Annotated in this window: 20 protein-coding genes; 3 read left to right on the top strand and 17 right to left on the bottom strand. The window is 45.5% G+C overall.

What is annotated here, in order from left to right:
• Window positions 1–110: 110 nt before the first annotated feature.
• The 7 genes from gpmA to BLS15_RS21705 all read right to left on the bottom strand — a co-directional run bounded on the left by gpmA (window position 111) and on the right by BLS15_RS21705 (window position 6606).
• Window positions 111–842, bottom strand: a complete 732-nt coding sequence (gpmA, locus tag BLS15_RS21735) for a 2,3-diphosphoglycerate-dependent phosphoglycerate mutase (RefSeq protein WP_028531501.1) — start codon at window positions 840–842, stop codon at window positions 111–113.
• 163 nt (window positions 843–1005) lie between these two features.
• Complete coding sequence (locus tag BLS15_RS21730; protein WP_028531502.1) at window positions 1006–2076, bottom strand: undecaprenyldiphospho-muramoylpentapeptide beta-N-acetylglucosaminyltransferase; 1071 nt, start codon at window positions 2074–2076, stop codon at window positions 1006–1008.
• A 55-nt stretch (window positions 2077–2131) separates the two neighbouring features.
• A complete protein-coding gene (locus BLS15_RS21725; protein ID WP_090513723.1) occupies window positions 2132–2500 on the bottom strand; it encodes a glyoxalase superfamily protein in 369 nt (122 codons plus the stop codon).
• 318 nt (window positions 2501–2818) lie between these two features.
• Entirely contained in the window at window positions 2819–3397 is a 579-nt protein-coding gene (locus tag BLS15_RS21720; RefSeq protein WP_028531504.1) for an SCO family protein, read from the bottom strand.
• A gap of 158 nt (window positions 3398–3555) precedes the next feature.
• Window positions 3556–4485: a TetR/AcrR family transcriptional regulator gene (locus tag BLS15_RS21715; protein WP_021255021.1), complete on the bottom strand. Its 930-nt coding sequence runs from the start codon at window positions 4483–4485 to the stop codon at window positions 3556–3558.
• A gap of 154 nt (window positions 4486–4639) precedes the next feature.
• Window positions 4640–5860, bottom strand: a complete 1221-nt coding sequence (locus tag BLS15_RS21710; protein ID WP_021255022.1) for an MFS transporter — start codon at window positions 5858–5860, stop codon at window positions 4640–4642.
• A 338-nt stretch (window positions 5861–6198) separates the two neighbouring features.
• Window positions 6199–6606: a DMT family transporter gene (locus BLS15_RS21705; protein ID WP_036591753.1), complete on the bottom strand. Its 408-nt coding sequence runs from the start codon at window positions 6604–6606 to the stop codon at window positions 6199–6201.
• A 228-nt stretch (window positions 6607–6834) separates the two neighbouring features.
• On the opposite strand from BLS15_RS21705, the gene BLS15_RS29225 reads away from it, so the two are divergent.
• On the top strand, window positions 6835–6969 hold the full coding sequence (locus BLS15_RS29225) for a sporulation protein YjcZ (RefSeq protein ID WP_197035277.1): 135 nt from the start codon (window positions 6835–6837) through the stop codon (window positions 6967–6969).
• Window positions 6970–7062: 93 nt separating this feature from the next.
• Here BLS15_RS29225 and BLS15_RS29220 read toward each other — a convergent pair whose 3' ends face one another.
• The 3 genes from BLS15_RS29220 to BLS15_RS21695 form a co-directional block, all read right to left on the bottom strand.
• Window positions 7063–7161 carry a Dyp-type peroxidase gene (locus BLS15_RS29220; protein WP_217635871.1) on the bottom strand — a complete coding sequence of 33 codons (99 nt, stop codon included), beginning with the start codon at window positions 7159–7161 and terminating at the stop codon, window positions 7063–7065.
• Between the two features lie 123 nt (window positions 7162–7284).
• Window positions 7285–8187 (bottom strand): DMT family transporter, encoded by a 903-nt coding sequence (locus tag BLS15_RS21700; protein WP_021255024.1) that lies wholly within the window; start codon window positions 8185–8187, stop codon window positions 7285–7287.
• A 155-nt stretch (window positions 8188–8342) separates the two neighbouring features.
• Window positions 8343–9533 (bottom strand): dicarboxylate/amino acid:cation symporter, encoded by a 1191-nt coding sequence (locus BLS15_RS21695; RefSeq protein WP_021255025.1) that lies wholly within the window; start codon window positions 9531–9533, stop codon window positions 8343–8345.
• Window positions 9534–9877: 344 nt separating this feature from the next.
• Here BLS15_RS21695 and BLS15_RS21690 point away from each other — a divergent pair, with 344 nt between their 5' ends.
• Window positions 9878–10546 carry a peptidylprolyl isomerase gene (locus BLS15_RS21690; RefSeq protein ID WP_081677008.1) on the top strand — a complete coding sequence of 223 codons (669 nt, stop codon included), beginning with the start codon at window positions 9878–9880 and terminating at the stop codon, window positions 10544–10546.
• Between the two features lie 186 nt (window positions 10547–10732).
• Here BLS15_RS21690 and BLS15_RS21685 read toward each other — a convergent pair whose 3' ends face one another.
• From BLS15_RS21685 to BLS15_RS21675, 3 genes are all read right to left on the bottom strand, one after another.
• The gene (locus tag BLS15_RS21685) at window positions 10733–11215 is read right to left on the bottom strand and encodes a hypothetical protein (protein WP_090513720.1); all 483 of its coding nucleotides are present in this window, start codon (window positions 11213–11215) and stop codon (window positions 10733–10735) included.
• 134 nt (window positions 11216–11349) lie between these two features.
• Window positions 11350–12210: an amidohydrolase family protein gene (locus tag BLS15_RS21680; protein WP_021255028.1), complete on the bottom strand. Its 861-nt coding sequence runs from the start codon at window positions 12208–12210 to the stop codon at window positions 11350–11352.
• Window positions 12207–15326, bottom strand: coding sequence for a GNAT family N-acetyltransferase (locus tag BLS15_RS21675; RefSeq protein WP_175460822.1), 3120 nt, complete (start codon window positions 15324–15326; stop codon window positions 12207–12209). Before BLS15_RS21675 ends, BLS15_RS21680 begins: the two co-directional genes overlap by 4 nt.
• A 414-nt stretch (window positions 15327–15740) precedes the next feature.
• Here BLS15_RS21675 and ftsW point away from each other — a divergent pair, with 414 nt between their 5' ends.
• Window positions 15741–16907, top strand: a complete 1167-nt coding sequence (gene ftsW / locus BLS15_RS21670) for a putative lipid II flippase FtsW (protein ID WP_021255030.1) — start codon at window positions 15741–15743, stop codon at window positions 16905–16907.
• A gap of 268 nt (window positions 16908–17175) precedes the next feature.
• Here the strand turns inward: ftsW and BLS15_RS29875 are convergent, their stop codons facing one another.
• The 4 genes from BLS15_RS29875 to BLS15_RS21655 all read right to left on the bottom strand — a co-directional run bounded on the left by BLS15_RS29875 (window position 17176) and on the right by BLS15_RS21655 (window position 20444).
• Window positions 17176–17574: a DivIVA domain-containing protein gene (locus BLS15_RS29875; protein ID WP_028531508.1), complete on the bottom strand. Its 399-nt coding sequence runs from the start codon at window positions 17572–17574 to the stop codon at window positions 17176–17178.
• 213 nt (window positions 17575–17787) lie between these two features.
• Complete coding sequence (locus BLS15_RS29125; RefSeq protein ID WP_175460821.1) at window positions 17788–17961, bottom strand: hypothetical protein; 174 nt, start codon at window positions 17959–17961, stop codon at window positions 17788–17790.
• Window positions 17962–18053: 92 nt separating this feature from the next.
• A complete protein-coding gene (locus BLS15_RS21660; protein ID WP_021255032.1) occupies window positions 18054–18989 on the bottom strand; it encodes a D-alanine--D-alanine ligase in 936 nt (311 codons plus the stop codon).
• A gap of 3 nt (window positions 18990–18992) precedes the next feature.
• Entirely contained in the window at window positions 18993–20444 is a 1452-nt protein-coding gene (locus BLS15_RS21655) for a MocR-like pyridoxine biosynthesis transcription factor PdxR (RefSeq protein WP_021255033.1), read from the bottom strand.
• Between the last annotated feature and the right edge of the window lie 19 nt (window positions 20445–20463).

Here is a 20463-nt window from a genome sequence, read left to right as displayed (position 1 = left end):
TCTCTACTTTACACTTGGTACAGCGGAATATCAACATCCGAGGCTCAATCAACAGAATCAAATAGAGAGAGCCGCACAATATGACAGCTCTCCCTCTCGTTTTGAATAACTTATATGTGCTCAGGGATAATGCCTGCTGGGATTCTCCCATCTGGCCCTAAGTAATACCGATGTGTTGGTGTCAGCTTCTCATCAAGCTCGTACACAAGCGGTGTCCCTGTTGGTATGTTCAAATCTGCAATGCCGTCGGCAGGGATTTTGTCCAGATACTTCACAAGCGCCCGCAGTGTATTGCCATGAGCAGCAATGATGACCCGCTCCCCTGCTTGAATTGCCGGAGCAATGGTCTCATGCCAATAAGCAAGCACTCGCTTCTCCGTATCTTCCAAGTTCTCTGTTAGCGGGAATTGACCCGGCTGCAAGGAAGCATATTTCCGATCTGCTGCTTCATAGCGTGAATCAGTCGGCTCCAATGCAGGTGGACGTACATCCACCGATCGCCGCCACAGATGAACCTGCTCTTCCCCATACTTCTCTGCTGTCTCCGCCTTATTCAATCCTTGCAGCGCCCCATAATGACGTTCATTCAGCTTCCATGTATGGTGGATAGGAATCCACATCTGATCCATCTCATGCAATGCAATCCATAGGGTTCGTATGGCCCGCTTCAGCACAGAAGTATACGCGATGTCAAATACGAATCCATGCTGGCGCAATATCTCACCCGCCTGTCTCGCTTCAATAAGACCTTGTTCAGACAGATCGACATCCGTCCAACCTGTAAATCTATTTTCCAAATTCCATACGCTTTGTCCATGTCGAATCAGCACAAGTTTAGCCATAAGTTGCCCCTTTCTGTGAGCGAGCCACGTTCACGCCATGTTAGACAATCATATTTGAACATGTCCTTCTATTCTTTTTTAACCAAAATGAAAGGCGATGAAACAATTGCGAAAACTAATGAAAACAATATGTAATCCATACACAATTATTCCCTACTCCTGGCTACCGCTCGGCCACAGAGTGGATTACGTCTAACAGCTGTTCGATCGCATCGCCTTGACGATAATGTCTCATCTTCTCCCGCATCACTTCTTTATTGGCATAAGCGCTATAAATGGCTTCGATAAATGCAGACCCTTCTATTTCTTCTTCAAGCAGAACATGGCAATAACCGGCGGATTGAAAGGAGCGAGCATTCTGTATTTGATCTCCCCTGCTCGCCTTCTTAGACAACGGGATCAGCAGCATAGGAATCTGCAGCTTCAAATACTCAAATATTGCATTGGAACCTGCTCTTGAAATGACCAGATCAGCAGCTGCAAGCGCATCGCCAAGCTCTTCCTTCATATATTCGTATTGTTGATAGCCGCGATACGTAATGGAAGGATCAACATTCCCTTTTCCACATATATGTATAATCTGATATTGTTCCAATAACTTCGGCAGACTGCTCCGAATTCGCTCATTCAATCGTTTAGAGCCTTGACTTCCGCCCATGAAGAGAAGTACTGGCTTCGTACGTGTAAAGCCGCATGCATTTAACCCTCTGGATCTACTGCCCAGCAGCAGCTCAGAACGAACAACTGCTCCCACATAGATAGACTTGCGCTGCTTCACATGTTCTATCGTCTCCGGAAACGTAACACATACCTTCGTGGCAAAGGGCAAGGCCATCTGATTCGCCAATCCTGGGGTAAGGTCTGATTCATGAATAATAACCGGCACACGATTCAACCAAGCACCAATGACAACAGGGACCGATACAAATCCCCCCTTAGAGAAGACCACCTCAGGCTGATATGTACGGATATATTGATACGCCTGCCATGTCCCCTTCAATACACGGAATGGATCCTTTACATTGTTCCAGTCCCAATATCGGCGCAGCTTGCCCGTTGCAATCTTACAGTATTCTACCCCATCTAAGCCAACAATCAGTTCGGCCTCGATTCCATGCCGGGAACCAATGTATCGTACTTCCCATCCTCTGTTGATAAACTTAGGGATGAGAGCAAGGTTCACAGCCACATGTCCTGTCGTTCCTCCACCAGTAAAAAGGATGCGTCTTGTCACATTCAGGCACCTCGCCATCTATCTGTAAATGAACCAATCCGCACGAAACGTTCCTCTAACAACTTGCCTGCTCATAAAAAATGATTCGGTTGCCAAATGGATCAGTGACACACATTTCATGTTCATCCGGATCAAGTCCAGGTTTCGCGTATTTATACTGCTTGCCGCGCATCTCAGCATGCAGCTGCCGTATATGGCTAACTTCAATTCGCACTGCCGAGCCAGGACAGCAATCCCCATGATGCTCTGATAAATGAAGTATGCAATTGCCGCGTGCTACCTGCATGTACAATGGGAAATCTTCTCCGTAGCGATGTTCCCACTCCATTCGGAATCCTAAGAAATCTACGTAAAATTCACGCGCTTTATGCTCATCGAATATTCGCAATATCGGTATAGCTTCTCGGAACGAAATATCCTCCATGTTAACTCCCTCAATTCGACTCAGAATATCACATTGATTTATTATCGAAATGATACCACAATTTGGTTACATACACACACTATTCCCGCTTCATTCGTTGCGAACCCTCTCACCTTTATCCGTCTTCTTGACTGACTCTTGACTGCTAACTCCTTCAACAAAAAACGGCACAAGAGCAGTAGCCCTTGTGCCGTTATCATTGCGTTTCATGAATAAATCAGCCTATTAATTGCGATTGTTCCATGCGCATTAATTTCTAATGGGATCTCAGTACATGATCAAGCTGACCTCAGCATGCACTCTACCTCCGTCAAGGTTTCACTCTAGCAGTGACTTAACATCCTCGATAATCTTATCTTCTGGCGGTTCTAATCCATTGTAGCGAGTGAGCACGGTTCCCTCTTGATCAACGAGGAAGACTGAGGTGGTATGGATCACCTGATCATCGCCTTCCACCTTCTGCACTTGTGATTTGAACATCTCAAGACTGTATTTTTCAATCGCTGCCTGACTGTAACCCGTGACAAAGCGCCAATGAGTCGTATCAGCCTTATATTTACCAAGGAACTCCTTAATCTTCGCCGGCGTATCAATAGAAGGGTCGACACTGAATGATAGTATATGTACGTCTTCAATTCCCTTTTCTTTTAGCTTCTGTTGAATTTCTGTCAGGTTGAAGGTCATAGGTGGACATACCGTAGTGCAGCTTGTAAACGCAAAGTTAACGAGCCATATCTTCCCTTTCATTTGTTCGGTACGAAAAGGCTGTCCGTCTTGATCAACCGCCTCAAATGCAGTAACCTTCCAGTCGTAATCATTCGGCTTCGGCTTGCCGCCACAAGCGACTAGAACGATCATAATTATAGTGATTACACTACTTACAAGTATCTTCTTCATACCGACCTCCACATTACGATACCACATCGTTTTTACTCTTATTGTATCGTAATTGCAAGTCTATTTTTACCATCTACGCCCCTATTAAGCTACGATATTGTGACATTTTCATACATACATACATACATCGTAGTGAGCAAAAAAACACTCTCCGCATATTAGCGAAGAGTGCTTGGTTCATATCCGGACAACGCTTCAATAGATTTGCATAGGCGTTCATACACGGAAGTCCAGGGGGCCATCTCTTTTAAATTTGACAGCATTCCGAGCAAGATCACCTTACGGGGACGTACTTGCAGCAGTTCTTCTTCCAGCACTTGAATAGAATCCAGAACATCTTGCTTATTCCAGCTTTTCTTCTCCTTCGAATCCATGTCCATACTCTCTACAGCCTCTCTCAGCTGCTTCACAAGCACAAGCGGATGCAATTGCTTTGGCTTCAAATGCTCCTCATCGAATCCGACCATGCTTCCATTCAGTATTGGCTCCGGTCCATGCTTCAACATCCCTTCGGCCACATAGTCCATGATCGTAACAATATACCTGCTGAGGCTGTCCATCTCGATGGGGAAATTGTCGAATAGCTTCATATACATATAGGTAAAAATCAGACTGCTAAGCAACGTTGCGCTGTCAAGCATATAAGGGCTGAATTGCTCCCCATAGATATCTTGCAATGATTCCATCAGCGTCTCTATATTAAACTTATTCATTTGCTGCATGTGTTCACGAAGCTCTTTGCTTTCGGTATGCTTCGTATTATCCCGTATCTGCATCTTGATAAACTCAGGATGTTCGTTCCAGATGTGAATATAAACCCCGATTTTGCTTATTAACCGTTCACGAGGATTAGGCTGTTTCTCGCGCTCCAACATCAGCAAGCGATCCTTCAATAATTTGGATTGATACATGAAGATGTTCAGCAGCAGCTCATCCTTGGAACTATAATATTGATACACACTTCCTTTTGACATTTTACAGAAGGAAGCGACTTCCTGCATCGTCGTCTGTACGTATCCCTTGGATGCAAACAATTTCATAGCCGATAATAGAATCTGCTTCTTCTTCTCTGGCATATGCTCTTCCATTCGCTGTCCTCCACACTTGGTTCCTAATAAGTTCTTAATATGACTATTGAGTTCTCAATATCATAACAAAAAGTGGCCATTACCTGCAACCACATGGGATTGGACATATGAAGATAAACTTATCATCTACTCCGATTGAGCCAAAATACACCGATTATTGAACCATTTCTCCTCGCTGTGCTGCACTGGTATATGATGCATCCTGCTTCCAGCCAATAAGCATGCCCGCACTTGCGAGCAACACAATGGCGCCAAATGCATAGGGGATCTGAACATGAATATCAAACAGGATTCCCGCAATCGCTGGCCCAATAATATTGCCAAGACTCATATAAGCATTGTTCATTCCTGCAACGAACCCTTGCTCATTCCCTGCCATCTTCGACAATAACGTATTGATTGCAGGCCGTACGATGGATGTTGCCACGAAGAATAACATCGTAACAAAGAAAATAAGAAAATAATTCGAGACGAACAACAACAAAATCATACTGATTGCAGATAATCCAAACATCGTGAGCAGAATCTTCTTCTCACCGAATGTTCGCAACAGGCGCTCAATTAGGACAGCTTGACAGATGACTCCGATTATCGCACCGAGTGTAATCATTAAGGAAATATCCTTCGGCGTAAATCCATATTTCACATCAACATACAAACCAAATATCGCTTCAAAATTCTGCAATCCGAACGTTAATGCGAACACCAGCACAAGCAGCATGAAATACGGCGCCTTCGCAGAAGCGGCCATCTGTCGGAGCAAATTTTCCTTCTTCTTCGTGTTGCTTCTCGCTGCCATCCGTTCCTCGACAGACAGAGATTCAGGCAGGAACAACAATGAGACTACCGTAGACAATCCAGCAAGTGCTGCTGCTGCGTAAAAAGGAACTCGAATTCCGTATTCCGCCAACATGCCTCCGATACCAGGCCCTATAACAACGCCGAGCGTCATGGAAGCCATAAGCATGCCGAGCCCCTTCCCCCGTTTCTCTTCCGTCGTAATGTCCGCTACATAGGCCATCATCGGAGGTGTCATTAACGCTGCTGACATTCCGCCTAGCAGTCGTGATACATACAACATCCACATGTGTTCAGCCATACCGAACAGTAGCTGTGAAACGGTAAATAAACCAATTCCCGTTACGATTAGCAGCTTTCTGCCGTATTTGTCAGACAACTCGCCAGCAATCGGCGAGCACAGAAATTGCGTTAATCCAAATGCCGCCACCAAATACCCCATTGCTTGCCCCGTAGCCCCAAACGCCGTCACATATTTCGGCATAATCGGAATGATCAGCCCCATTCCAACCATAGCAATGAACATGTTAACCATGAGGATAACAAGCGAACCTGAACCTTGCTTTTTTGTTGACAATGTTCTCCACCTCTTCTAAGAACCTATAAGTTTTATTTTTGACTTATTAGTCAAAACCCATAGTACTCTACTCGACTTCAGAATGTCAAACTCCATTTCCAATCCCTGTGCTCCCTATACTTCTGTTGCCAGCTACAAAAAAAGCCCTCAGACGAGGTAACTCGCCGAGGGCTGCCGTTCAATTCATGAGAGTGAAAGATTATAGATATAATGGGATCAGACATGTTGAATTCCTTCACCCTTCCTATTCAGCTTCTTAAGGAAGTTATACAGGCAGAAGGTGTTTCCTCCTGACCTTATGCAGAACAATTGTCTGGTTCCCCGCTAAATATATTCCCTTAGATAGTGGTTGATGCGTCCTCTGCAGTCACCGGAGAAGCAGCTGTATCAATGGACTGCGGCGTCACCTCGGCTGGACGGCTTTCGTGACTGCCTCCTTGCAAATTCAAACCAATTACGCCGAGAATAATAAGCAAGATCGATACAACCTTAATCCAAGACATTGACTCAGAGAAGAAATAATATCCGATAACGGCAATGGCTGCAGTACCAACACCTGACCATATCGCATAAGCGACACTGACATTAATCTGCTTCAGTGAGAAATTCAAGCTCGTAAACGCAAGCAAATAACAAACAATCATGAGAATGGAAGGAACCGGTCTTGTGAAACCGTTCGACATCTTCATTGAGATGGTTCCGATAATCTCCAATGTAATCGCACCGATTAAGTAAAGCCAACTCATCATAATTGCATCACAGCATTTCCCCCGTATCTATCGTTCTTCACCTATTGACTTCACGAAAATAGGCACAATAGAGCTATTATGTTGCATCACGAGCGCCTTGTCAAACAGCATAGCCACTCGCCTCAAATTAGGCGCTCTCTTCACTCCATTCGTCTAGTCACCATGCTCCTGACCCACATACACTTATAACGTAAGATAAAAGCATGACGAAAGGAGCCAATGAACATGTCCGAAGTATGTGGTTCAGTTGGAGGCTTTTGTGGTGGAGGTTTTACTAGCGTTGGCGTAATTCTTGTTCTCTTCATTTTGCTCGTTATTATTACTCGTTCCTTTGGCTGCGGATTCGGTTTCGGTTACTAATTTACGCCAACAACCCCGGCAGTTGCAGCCGGGGTTGTTCTCTATCTTATACTTCTTTATCTATTAGGATTCAAATAATGCCTGTGAGATATATTACCCTTGAGCATACCCACCCGGTATGGCGAACAATGCACTCGCTACCGTCTTCGTAGATTCGTTCATCTTGTCCTTCTGTCCAAGAATTTTTAACATCGGACAAGCTGTTTATATGGATTCATCCATAAAGGAACCGTCATCCATCCATGATCGTGCTATATACTTCTTTCCTGCGGTGATCACTGCATGATCGCTGCAAAATGGGATATGGTCATGTATTCAATGCTGCGTTCCATCATAGCTAACCCTCGCTTTGGCTTTAGGTTTTATCATTGCACATGCCATACCTGCAAAGATGAGAACGATTCCCCCTATCTGCATCCCTGTCGGCCGAAATCCAGTGATCCACGTATCCAGTAAAATTGCCACGGCGGGATCGAGAAATACGAGTACTGAAATGACTCGTGTAGGCAGCTCTCTCAAACTGTCAAAAAACAATAAATATACAAATCCGGTATGAATGAAGCCAGTCGCCACAATTGCGAACCAATTGCTCCATGTTAATGCACCATAAGACGACATATCAACAAATGGCAGCAGCAATACGATCCCGAGGCTCGTCTGCACAATCGTAATCGCATACCCACTTAGTTGAACAACACCCTTGCCTAACAATGTGGTCATTGCATAAAACACGGCTGCCATGAATGCCCACACTACCCCTGTTGTGAACAGCTCGTCCATGCTTGCGCCTCCTTCGATACCGATAACAAGAACAGTACCGACGAAGCATATCCCCACAGATAAAATAGACCAGACCGTTAATTTTTCCTTGAATAAGATACTTCCAACTAGCACGACAATTACCGGAGCCAAATGATATATCGATATCGCAATCGTAATCGACATCCACTCGAAGGACTTGAACAAGAACACCCAATTGCCCACAAGAAATACACCGCAAGCTATCGTTTGCAGCAATTCCCGTTTGCTCCACTGTTCACGCCGGTATTGGCCTGAAGCCGCCCAGCAAATTCCCAGAAATAATGTTGCGCAAATGCATCGTATGAAGACAAGCTCCATTGACGGTAATCCAGTATGCTCGGAGAAAAATCCGATAGAGCCAAAGATGCACATGGATATGATCATTTTCATCATTGGCAGCGAGTTATTCCATTTCAAGACGATGACAACCTCCTTTATGTACCTCACCATGTGAATGAATTTCATAGAACGCAGCCTTACTACCCTTCTACATTTTACCACATGTAACATATATAAAAAGAAGGGACAAGCTGTGCATCGCCTATCCCTTCCCTATAATCAACCTATCTCTGTTATTCTGATGCTTTTACCGCCCTTGTCTTCCCCTGCCACTTGTTCTTAATCGAATGAATGATTTGGGCAATCGCGCCATCACCAGTTACATTAGCAGCCGTACCGAAGCTGTCCTGTGCAATATACAGTGCAATGGCAAGACTAATCATTGCTTCATCGAAGCCGAGCATGGATTGGAACAATCCGGTTGCCGCCATGACGCCGCCGCCAGGAACACTTGGTGCTGCAATCATCGATATGCCTAACATGAAGATGAACGGCATCATTGTGCTTACCGATAATGGCGCGCCATTAATGTACATGATCGCACTTGCTACGGAAGTAATCGTAACCGTTGAGCCAGTAATATGAATCGTTGCACATAACGGTACCACGAAGTTTGATACTTCCTCATCGGTACCAAGCTTCTTCACTTGAGACATGGTCACGGGTATCGTTGCCGAAGAAGACTGCGTCCCTAGCGCTGTTAAATACGCCGGGAGCATCGTACGCAGCATCGTGATCGGGTTGCGCTTGTTCATTATGCCCGCGATCGTATACTGTCCAACAATGACTACAGCATGCAGCACTAAAATGACGACGAACACTTTAAGGAACACTTGCAGAATGAATGCAACCTCGCCTGCTTGTGTCATGTTCATAAAGATACCCGCAATGTGGAACGGCAATAGTGGAATCAATATCGCATTGATTACCTTGCCTACAATCTCCTTGAACTCCAACGATGCGGTAAGCAAGACATTTGACTTCACAAACGTAATGCCGACACCGATCACGAAGGACAGCAGCAGAGCAGTCATAATATCGAATACCGGTGGCATGTCCAATTTGAAGTAACTTGTTAGCAGCATCTCTTCTGGATTGCTCGCCCGAAGGCCAGATGCTCCAGACAGCAGCCACGGGAATGTTGTCTTGGCGACGCCGTATGCCAGCATGCCAGACAATACCGTGGATACATATACAATCAATGCCGTTATGCCAAGAAGCTTGCCAGCTCCCCTCCCCAACTCTCCAATGCCTGGGATAATAAAACCAAGAATGATTAACGGTATGAGAAAGCTCAAAAATTGCCCGAATAAATGATTAAACGTAGCAAATATTCTTATAAACCAATCTGGCATAATTAGTCCCGCTCCAGTACCGAGCAGGATTGCGATAATAATACGCGGTAATAATCCTAGTTTTCTCATGATGTACTCCCCTCCAGTGCACGCAAACAAATCAATATATATGTCCTCGCACAGTGTACATATGTATCCTTCTTGAACACATTGTCCATATTAGCACACAACGAAAGAGAACAACACTGACAAATTGAGGGATTCATTGCTCAACTATAGGATGTACTCGTCCCCTTGAATCCATGATAACTGATTCAAGCATTCTCATTAACTTGGCGATACGATCATTTCAAGATTATGCTTCGCTGCTCATCTGTGGTAATGTGATAGAGAGACAACTGCAGCGTTGCTGCAGCAAGGATAAGGAGGAAATATTTTTGAATCGCACAAAATCCATTACATTCTTCACGCTCATGCTAGTCGTACTGCTTATCGTGGCTGGTTGCGGCAGCAAGCCAAGTACTGGGCAAAATGGAGCGGCAGACACAACCAAGTCTGGTCAAGAGACGAACAAGGAGGCTCCGAAAGATAACAGCGATAGCAAAAAGACTTCCAATTCCAAAAATCCGATTGTCACGATCGAAATGGAAAGCGGAGACAGCATTGAGATTGAGCTGTATCCTGACAAAGCTCCGAACACCGTAAACAACTTTATTTCTCTCGTGAACAAAGGATTTTATGACGGGACGATCTTCCATCGTGTTATTCCAGGATTTATGATTCAAGGAGGAGATCCTCAAGGCATCGGCATTGGCGGGCCTGGTTATGGCATTAAGGGAGAATTTGCGAACAATGGAGTAGAGAATGACCTGAAGCATACGGAAGGCGTATTATCAATGGCACGCTCTCAGGATCCGAATTCAGCAGGATCCCAATTCTTCATCATGGTAGCAGACGCACCACACTTGGATGGGGATTACGCAGCCTTTGGCAAAGTGATCAAAGGGATGGAAATCGCGCAAGCGATCGTGAATGTACCAACCGGCGCTAACGACAAGCCGGAGAAAGACCAAAAAATGAAAAAGGTTACTGTAAATACATTCGGCATCACGTATCCGGAGCCTGAAAAAATTCAAAGCTAACTCATAAGCTAATATATTTGATAACAGGGACAAAAGAAGGCTGGCTCCTTCTTTTGTCCCTGTTCTATTTTATATAACCCATCAATGGGAATCACGTAATCATGCTGATGTGCTGGTGAGCACTCTATTTATCGGCTTAAGGTGATTTCGCAGCCTAAGGAACGTTGTAAGGAGACAGGGGCTGCACTACTTCCGTGCGCCCCGTTGTCCTTTGCTGGCATTGCTGCGAGATGAACGAGATTGGATCGACGGCTGTGACTTGCGTACTGGCTTTCCAGAATGACGGCGAGCTTCTGCTTTTGCACGATTTCCTTTTGTGAGCGCAATTGGGCCCATTAATGACTGAAAAGTGCTGTACATGGATCGTGCTTGCTGGAACATGCCGAACATCTTCTGAATTTTGCCGAACGTATTCATCAGATCATCGATTCCATACTGTCTGTTCAATGAAGTGTAAGAACCACCGCCTGCGTTGCCTGCAGCTTCTTGATTCGCAACTGCATTGGATGCAGAGGGATCCGTTGGGGTTGTCAGCCCCATTACATTTTGATTCATGTAAGGCGCAGATGCTTTCGTTCTGCCCGGCTTGCTGATAGATCGTGAGGCTGCTCTAGGCGAGGCGGACAGCTTGTGCTTGGGTTTCGAGCCTTTGCGTCGAGACGTTCTCATGATGACGACCATCCTTTACCTCTGCTTGTATGGGTGATTCCACTCTTGGTAGAGCGGAAGCCTTACAAGATAATCTATGCACTCCCGCAACAGCTCGTATAGGTATCTATCTCTTTATTCGTATTTTTGTGCCATCACCCAACTAGGGGTCTGATCTTAGGAAATACTTGCAAGGCGTTATGATAAAATACTTCCTCATGATGACGCTCCGGAATGACCGTTTTCACAAAGTCAATGTAGGTTCCAATCGGTGCAAGTGGCCAATCTGTTCCGAAGAGCAGCTTATCATAGCGGTCACAATACACGATGGCGTGGCGCAAATGCTGAAAAAATAATGGCGACTCCTCGTCCAAACGCGCAAATCGCCTTGAATCTCCCACAAGCAGCCCCGACAGATCTGCATACACGTTTCGATTCTTATATACGACCTCTGCTCCGTCCAGTACCCATGGATCACCGAAGTGTGCCATCATCATCGTCACATCACGATGCTTCACGGCCACTTCATCAATCGTTAACGGATGGGCGTATTTCAGCAGCCCCCGTTCTGAATACGTATCTCCACAGTGGAATACAACCGGAACCTCGTACTTGGCAGCCAACTCATATACCCGATCATAGACACTGTCGAAAGCATAGAATGGATAATAGCCGAGATATAGTTTCAATCCCACTGCTTGCGGCTTCTGCAGTTCGAGCTCTATCCGTGCCCATGCCTCTTCATCGCATTGATAGGGATTGATTCCAATACAATAAGCAATCGAAGGAGGGAGCACATCCACAAGATCAAGTACCATCGGGTTATGGGCCTCAGCATCAGGGAATCCCTCTGCTTTCGTCTCTGCCAGCCCCATTCCGATAGCGAAGACAACACCATGCTGTGCGTATTCTTGCAGAAGCCCCTTCACACTGTAACCTACCTTGGATAATTCGTCTGCCGTACGCTGGAACTCCTCGATTCGGGACAGGTGCATATGGGCATCAATGATTTTCACCCCTTGACCACCTCCGACTCAGATTGCGGAAAACGAATAGCACGAAGATCGGTTAGCGCCTCCGGTTCGATTCTTTCCATCGAGAACATCAGCATAACGGGAGAAGTACGCTGAGTATGACCATTCGGGATGTGCAGCTTGTGAATCACATTTGTATGTGTCACTTCTTTATTGGCATACACGCTCGAGCGAGAAATCGTATGATCCGTAACGATGTGCATAATGGCTGTCTTATCCCTGGAACCGAATCGATAATCAGAATTTTCATATACATCGACAACTCCCTTACCTTGAGGGAAAGCGATTGGCTTTCCGTTCGAAGAATGCGCTTCGAGCCAGCTATTTTGCTCAGGTTCCCCGTTATTAATGAACATTTCTTGCTCCAATCGATCATTCAAATAAGCTTGAGAAGCTTGATGCACATCTGTGAATTGGCATAATACCGGTACACCTGGCAACAGTAAATAATAATTGCTCAATCGAATCCCCTTATACTTTTCATGCTCACGAATATGAAGATCAACCCGAATTCCCTGCCATTCATTACGATGCTGATCATACAGCTTAACAAATTGTGCAGACCGTTCTTGTTTTAAGGCTGACAGCATCGTAAGCTGATCGAGGCTGGAGTAAAGCCCACCGACAAATGGATTCCACCATGACTTAACGTCCCGAGCTGGGAAATTACTCATTAACCATTCTTCCCCTTCAACTTCGAGCGAGAACAGAGAAGAATAATAGTCAGGTGCCGCTTTCATCCGAATAACTCCGTTATCAACCGTGTATACGGTATACTCCGACTCCACCGTCTCGGTGCAATCAATCGGGCTCGATAACTGACGGAAGATTGCTGAATGATACTGCCCTAGCTCTACATCCAAGCATGTGTGAGCATCAACAACATCAATCGATTGAAGAAGTGGCCGCAACGTCACGCTTGCTCGCGTTACCTCCTCTTCAGGCGATATGGAGCACTGGGCTTCAATCTCTGCCGAATAGCGGTATGACATCTGCACATTGCCGCTCCATATGCCATGTTTCCGATCCTCCAAGATCATGGTAGGTTCGCCCGTCGCGAACGGATTCCGGTCTACTGGCTGCAGTTGCGTCTGAGGGGTAAGTTCGATATGCTCATCCCATCCCTCCTGCATGGAACAAGCTCGAAATGCCTTCCAATCCACAAAGCTTCCCATTGAAATGAATATGGGCTCACTCTTCACTGTCTTCCAAGCATCAAGCATCCCTATATTCGTATCCAAATCCATATACCAGCCTTGAAACTTCAATTCGTATTTCTTACCCCAGCTTATCCCGATCGGCAGCTCGTCTCCGCGGCTGAATAACCAACGTTCCGTTATTAGGTTGCTATCCCAGAACTCATATTCACTTCCGATAGAATCATTCATTTCTACAAACTGACCCGCATAAGGAATGATAGCGCGGTAGAGATCATGACGAACGGATTGGGATATCCATAAATCTTCAAGCAGCGGCTTATCCCCTTCATTCGTTGCTTCGAACCAGCGTTCAACGATGCCATCACCATGAAGCCGAGTCATTACTTTCAATAAGACGCCCGGGAAAGCTGAGGAGCGGTAATGCACTTCCTTCACCATGGCTCCGTTCTCTTCTTTTGCAAAAGACACATGACTAGGCGCTGCCTTGGAGAACTCATCCGAAAATGGCTTGCCTAGTTTCGGAAATAAGAGACTCATGTGCTTGTCCATTCCGACGCAGCTAAGCGTTGTGTCGTTATGCTCCTTCATGAGAGATACTGCATATTTTCCATGTCCAATCTGCCATCCTGAGTTGCAACGCCCCCCGTAAGCTGCACCTATCCCTGGGAATGACGCACTGATTAACGGAAGGAATGACAATGATTCGCCAGACCCTGTCTCAACTTGTATAAGAAGCTCGGTTTGGTAATAACCGAATTGAAGAACTTGATACCGGAGTGGAATGGACTTGCAGGAGAGCGGCTCGATCTGAATTTCGAACTGGCTGTGTTCCCAATCGATCTGATCTTGAGAAGGGAGCATGAAGCGGAACGTCGCTGACTCTGCCAGGTGACTTGCGATGTCAAGATAGGCAACGCCTTGCTTCCTATGGAAGGCGCCGAGATCAGGAAGCCTCAATTCCACAGCAGCGGGCTGTTTCGGAACAACACCGACTCGGAACTGTGCGGATTTCCCATTGATCAACAGCTCTGTACATACAGTTGGAGTCGTTCTCCACTGGCTGATTTCCTCCTGCAATTGCTGAACATTGAATTCTGCCTGGAGGGTTGCTTCTCCAATTACATCAATTGATGACTGCCAATCAAAATGAATATTACGATCACTCTTCCCTTGAAGTTCGATATGAAGAGGTTTCCCTGACTTATTTACGAGATGGTAGTGAATCGAGTAGGTTCTTCCGCAAATCAGATCCGGCTGCGCGATCTCGGCCGTCAATATATAATCATCCGTATCAATCAGCCTCATACCGCGTCCTCTTCGTTCAAATTCCACTCTCAGCTTCTTGCCGGACTTCTCCCACTCATACCGATAATAGTCGAACCCATTCTGCTTGATGCCATCAGGTGCGAGGGTGATTTCTCTCACGGAATCCCGATACCAATCAAAATACTCAAAATGAGATGCCAATGCTTCTGTGCGGACTACCGTTGGGATAAAGTTCATGAGATGTGTCGTTTCATCCCGATCCTCCCAGAAGAACCCGCATTTTTTATATAAAGGAACCGCCTTCGTATTGCTTTGCCACGTGTACAAATCCAATCTTGGCCATCCTAATGTAATCGTGTCATCAATGACTTGAAGTAAGAGCTGCTTGCCAATCTTCTGCCCATGATAGTCGGGATGGACATTTAATAAATGCACATACAGTGCGCCCGTGTCTTCCCGATACTCACATATTTTGCAATAGCCTACGACCCGTTCGCCGTCTAGCGCTAAGTATAAGTCTAGAGTATCCGCACTCTCCTCCCTCTGCCGCACTTGCTGTGCCGTCATCCTTGAATTTCCGCCGCCGAATGATTCATGACTATCATTCCACATGTCGGCGATCGCTGCTGCCAATTCGGGTCGATACTTCTCAATTTGGATTGTACGAATCATACCGCAACCTCCCAAGATTACTTCAACTAGAGCAAGCGGAGATGCCATTATGTGACATCGCCACTGTTGATTATATCATCATATCAGTGGATAAATGTTACATTTGAAATACACTTTCGAAATCACGTTCTCCCTCGTAAAACAGTCCAAAATCTAGTTGACAAGCTCAATCGTGAACAGCTACGATATGATTATTCATATGTCCATATATTGGAATTTACATCGTCGCCATCCTTACGATTCCCTGACTTTGGACGTTCCTTTCATTTACTGCAACTCATTTGTTGTATAGCTTCGAATGCATAATTGAATCCCCCTCTAGCGTATATAGAGGGATTTTCAATTTGTAGATCTAGAATATACGTTCTTAATCACAGTACATAGCGTCTTAGGTAGATTGGATGTGGAACTAGTATGAAAATACGGAGAACAAGACCGGACTTTCTCCTACTGCTGCTAACTGTCTTATTGGTAAGCTTCGGAATCATGATGACATTTAGCGCAAGCTCGTATACCGCGTTGCAATATTATAAACAACCTTGGTATTTCATTGATCGCCAGCTCGGATTTGCCTGTGTGGGATTCGTTCTTATGCTGCTGTTTATGTGCATTCCCTACCCGAAACTCAAGAAGCTATCTGTCCTGCTTGTCTTCGGCTCCATTGCCACCTTACTGCTCGTCCTGCTCATTGGCAAGGATGTTAATGGTGCAAGGCGCTGGCTTATGATAGGCGGCTTCACCATACAACCGACGGAGTTCATCAAATTATTTGTGCTGCTATATGCATCTATTCTCATTGCCCGCAAGGGAGACAAGATTCGCAGCTTCAAGCTCGGGCTGCTTCCACTCCTATTCGTGGTTGGCTGCATCGCCTTATTAATATTGAAACAGCCGGATTTCGGCTCTTCCCTGCTTATCATCATTGTAACCGGGGTTATCATCTATGTCGGTGGTGCAAAGCTGTCCCATCTTCGTTCCATCCTGCTAGGACTGGCGCCCATTATCATATTCCTCGCCGTGTTCAAAAGCTATCGGTTGAAGCGGATTACTTCCTTTATGAATCCGTGGGACGATCCTGATGGAAGCGGCTATCAGCTGATTCAATCATTATATGCTGTATCCCATGGCGGGATTGCTGGGACTGGATTTGGGCAGAGCATACAGAAGATGTCTTACCTGCCAGAGGCACACACAGATTTCATTTTCTCCATCATTGCGGAAGAATGGGGGTTATCAGGTACAATCTGTTTTCTCTTGCTCTACTTCCTCTTCCTTGCTCGTGGACTGCTTGTAGCCTTGCGTTGCAATGAACCGTTCGGACTAATCCTTGGTACGGGGATTATTTCTATGATAGGCATCCAACTTGTGATGAACATAGGTGCTGCCACTGGATTTCTGCCGATTACAGGTATCCCGCTTCCCTTCATCAGCTATGGAGGCTCTTCCCTGATTGTGTGTATGACTTCGGTTGGCATGCTGCTGAACATCTCTCGCTACACCTATGAGACTCAACAGGCTGAAAGTAAAAATATAAAAAGGAAAACGAGGTTTACTCATGAAAGAAAGATTGGAGCGCATTAACTATTTCATTAGCTGTTGGTATCGATCGGTCTCGTTCTAAGTAAAAGCAGCTGCCAGAAATCTGAAAGCGGCTATCACTTATCTGAATCGAATCAATTTAGCACGCCAATATGATATTGCGGCACACTGCTGTAATACCATGAAGCACGCAGAGACTTACCGGATAAGAACACGAACTTTAGAACATGCCAAAAAACCCGCGACTCCGCGGGTATCTTTATGTATTCGATTTGCGGTACAACATGCAGTCGTGCATCGCCTAGTCTGTTTATATTTCTTTGTTCGAATCCTGACCAATGGTCATACGATATTTCAATTCCGTAATATTATGCTCCATTTTACGAACGATTTCCTCAATGAATTTGACATCCACAGACGGCTCCGTGTTTACGATTTCTTCACGTTCACGATGCATCATTGAGATCTTATTTGCTCGTTCTTGCAGCTTCAATTCCTTGTATTTCTCCAACAGATCAGAGATTACCGCATAGAATTGGCTGTAATCCTTAATAATATCATCCAAGAATGCATCTACTTCATCGGGATCATATCCACGGAATTTGATCTGAAAATCCTTCTGATGAATGGTGAATGCATCCAGCGTAATTCCTAGCTGCTCAAACAATTCCTTCTGATGATCATATTGATCGTTCTTATTCTCTTCCATCTCTGTTCCTCCGTTCCATGCCAACCGGATCGCCTTCCTATTCCAAGTTGCGATCGATTTTATCTAAAGAACACACTATCAGCACTAACCGAACATTTCAAGTGTTTCCTTGTAACCTGTAAGTAAATGGCAAACAAAATCCTTCTTTGCCCGCGTCAAATCGGAAAATGCCCCAGTCTTGTATGATAAGACTGAGGCAAGGTGCCTACACGATTACACGGTATCGTTGTCCTTAGCTGCGGAACGGTTCGCTCCCGCTTGTTCGAAAGCTTCTGCACTAAACTCCACATTATTGGCCTGCTCAGGAACAGGAAGCTTATTCAGCTTCGTGGATTGAACCTCTGCTTTTGTAGCAAATTGATCATCATGAGATTGCTTGTTGTTCATTGCTGCCCCTCCTTTCCCTAACCTAGGATCGAAGGTTATTATGTGCATGAACATGCATTTCCATACCTATCCATCACATTGTTTGTAGTGGATTAGGAATTCACTACAGCAGCATTCCCGTTTATATAAGTCCGTTCTTGCAGTGAGATTTCGATAATACGATGAAGCAGCTCACCGTACGATATCCCCGCTGCTTGTGCACTTTTAGGCAATAAGCTGTTTTTCGTCAACCCAGGAAGCGTATTGACTTCAATCACGTACGGAGTTCCTTGATGTAAAATCATATCAATACGAGCGTATACACTGCATTGCGCAGCTTCATATACGCCAAGAGCAGTCCGGCTAACCTGCTGCATCACTTGCTCCGGCAGCTCGATAACTACCTCGTCCGCACCACCATCTTCGTACTTGGAGGTATAATCGAAAAATTCCCCCTTCGGCTTAATCGATAGAATCGGCAGCATTGCTCCATCTAATATGGAGCATGTGATCTCTTCGCCTTGAATATATTGCTCAATCAGCACTTCCGAATCATATTGGAACGCTTCCTCTAAGGCCGCGACAAGCGCATCACGATTGTGCACCAACTGTACACCGATGCTGGATCCGCCTGCGTTTGGCTTAATGACGAGCGGATAACCTAGGTCTGCCTCAATCCGATCGATATCATAGGCGGAATTCGATCGCAGCATAAGCCAATCCGCTGTTGCGAAGCCTTCAAACTTCACTAGCTTCTTCGTCAGCAGCTTATTCATACATAAACTGCTTGATAATATCCCGCCCCCGGTATACGGAATCCCGAGCGTATCAAGTGTTCCTTGAATGGTACCGTCTTCACCGAACGCCCCATGCAAGGCGAGGAGAGCGATATCAATCCCTGCAACCTTGTCAATCAGCTCTGCTTTGCTGTTCAATACAATAGGTACCGCTTCATATTTGCCAGTTAGGTGTTTCATCATTTCCTGACCTGTCATAAGCGAGACATCCCGTTCTGTAGACACGCCCCCCATAATGATACCAACCTTCATCTGTTATCCCCCCTGGATGATTTGCTTTATTACGTTCCCTATGATTCGAGTCCCTCGCTCGATGTCTGGCTCCGATACGCGTGAAAATCCAATGCGGAATGTGTTGGCGCCTCCTCCATCTGTGTAGAATCGGCTTCCAGGTGTAAATAGAACGCCCTGTTCACGGCACTTCATAAGTACATCCTCAACATTAACCGAAGGATCCAGTTCAATAAATAAGTGGAGTCCACCATCGCCCCATAATCTGCGGAGTGGAATATGTTGTTCACAACACTGTACAGCCCATTCGTACTTGCGTTTATATACGGATTTGGCTTTTTTCAAATAAGATTCAAAATGCCCATTGTGTAAGTATTGATAGAGTACCGCTTGATCCAATGTTGAGGTATGGATCGTTCGAGCCCTCTTCATACTAACGAGATATGAAATGAGCTGCTCATCTGCAATAATCCAGCCGATTCTCATTCCTGGAAACAAAATTTTAGAGAAACTCCCGATATAGATAACATGATTAGCCCCGCCAGCGCAGGCAATAAGTGGTGCGACATGCGCACCTGAATAGCGCAGTTCCTCACTAAAGCCGTCTTCGATTACGGGTATGCCGTGCTTGGCAAATAAGCGGATTGCAGTCATCCGCTTGCTAGGAGACATCACCACTCCAGTAGGATTCTGATAGGATGGGATTAAGTATGCCAGATCATAGGAACGTTCCTCTAAGGCATTCGTTACCTGTTCCATGTTCATCCCATCGTGCTCCATCGCAATGCCTTCGATCTCGAGGCCATGCATCTTGAACAATTTAATGGCACTATGATGGGTAGGATTCTCACAAATGACACGCCCATGACGCTTATCCATAGCAGATAGGACAATATCGAGTCCTTCCGTGAAGCCGTTCGTAATGAGCATATCCTTGCCCTTCATATCAATGCCCTTAGATTCCATATATTGCTTCAACTCTTCAATTAGCGGCTGATATCCCTGAGCATATCCGTAATTCAGCATAATCTCGCCTTCGGCTGCAATACGGTCTACCAATGCCTGCTTAACATATTGAAGTGGAAATAATGATTCATCTGGCGCAATACTCATAAACGAGATCATTCCGCGCTCGCCGCGTACACCGTGTTTCATCACATCCATGCGCTCAGCAGTTTGCGCCTTCTCGCTCATTCTCTTGTTCCAGTCCATATTTGCTATAATTGTATCGGCTCGTTCAGCAGGTGAAGCATAGCTGCCCTGCCCAGGGATTGAATAGATGAGCCCTTCATCAGCAAGTTCTTGATAAGCTGCAATAACGGTGTTGCGGCTTACACCCCATACATTGCCAAGCTCCCTTGTCGAGGGAAGCTTCTGATCAGCTGTAAGCCATCCGCGATTAATGAGCAGTCGCAAATAATCTCTAACTTGCAAATAAGCTGGTCTCCCTGGGATCAGCTTAAAATCTTGGAACATGTGCTCAACTCCCCTTTCT

The organism is Paenibacillus sp. cl6col (assembly GCF_900102125.1).
Classification (GTDB): domain Bacteria; phylum Bacillota; class Bacilli; order Paenibacillales; family Paenibacillaceae; genus Paenibacillus_B; species Paenibacillus_B suaedae.
This window is presented reverse-complemented; position numbering and strand designations above follow the sequence as displayed.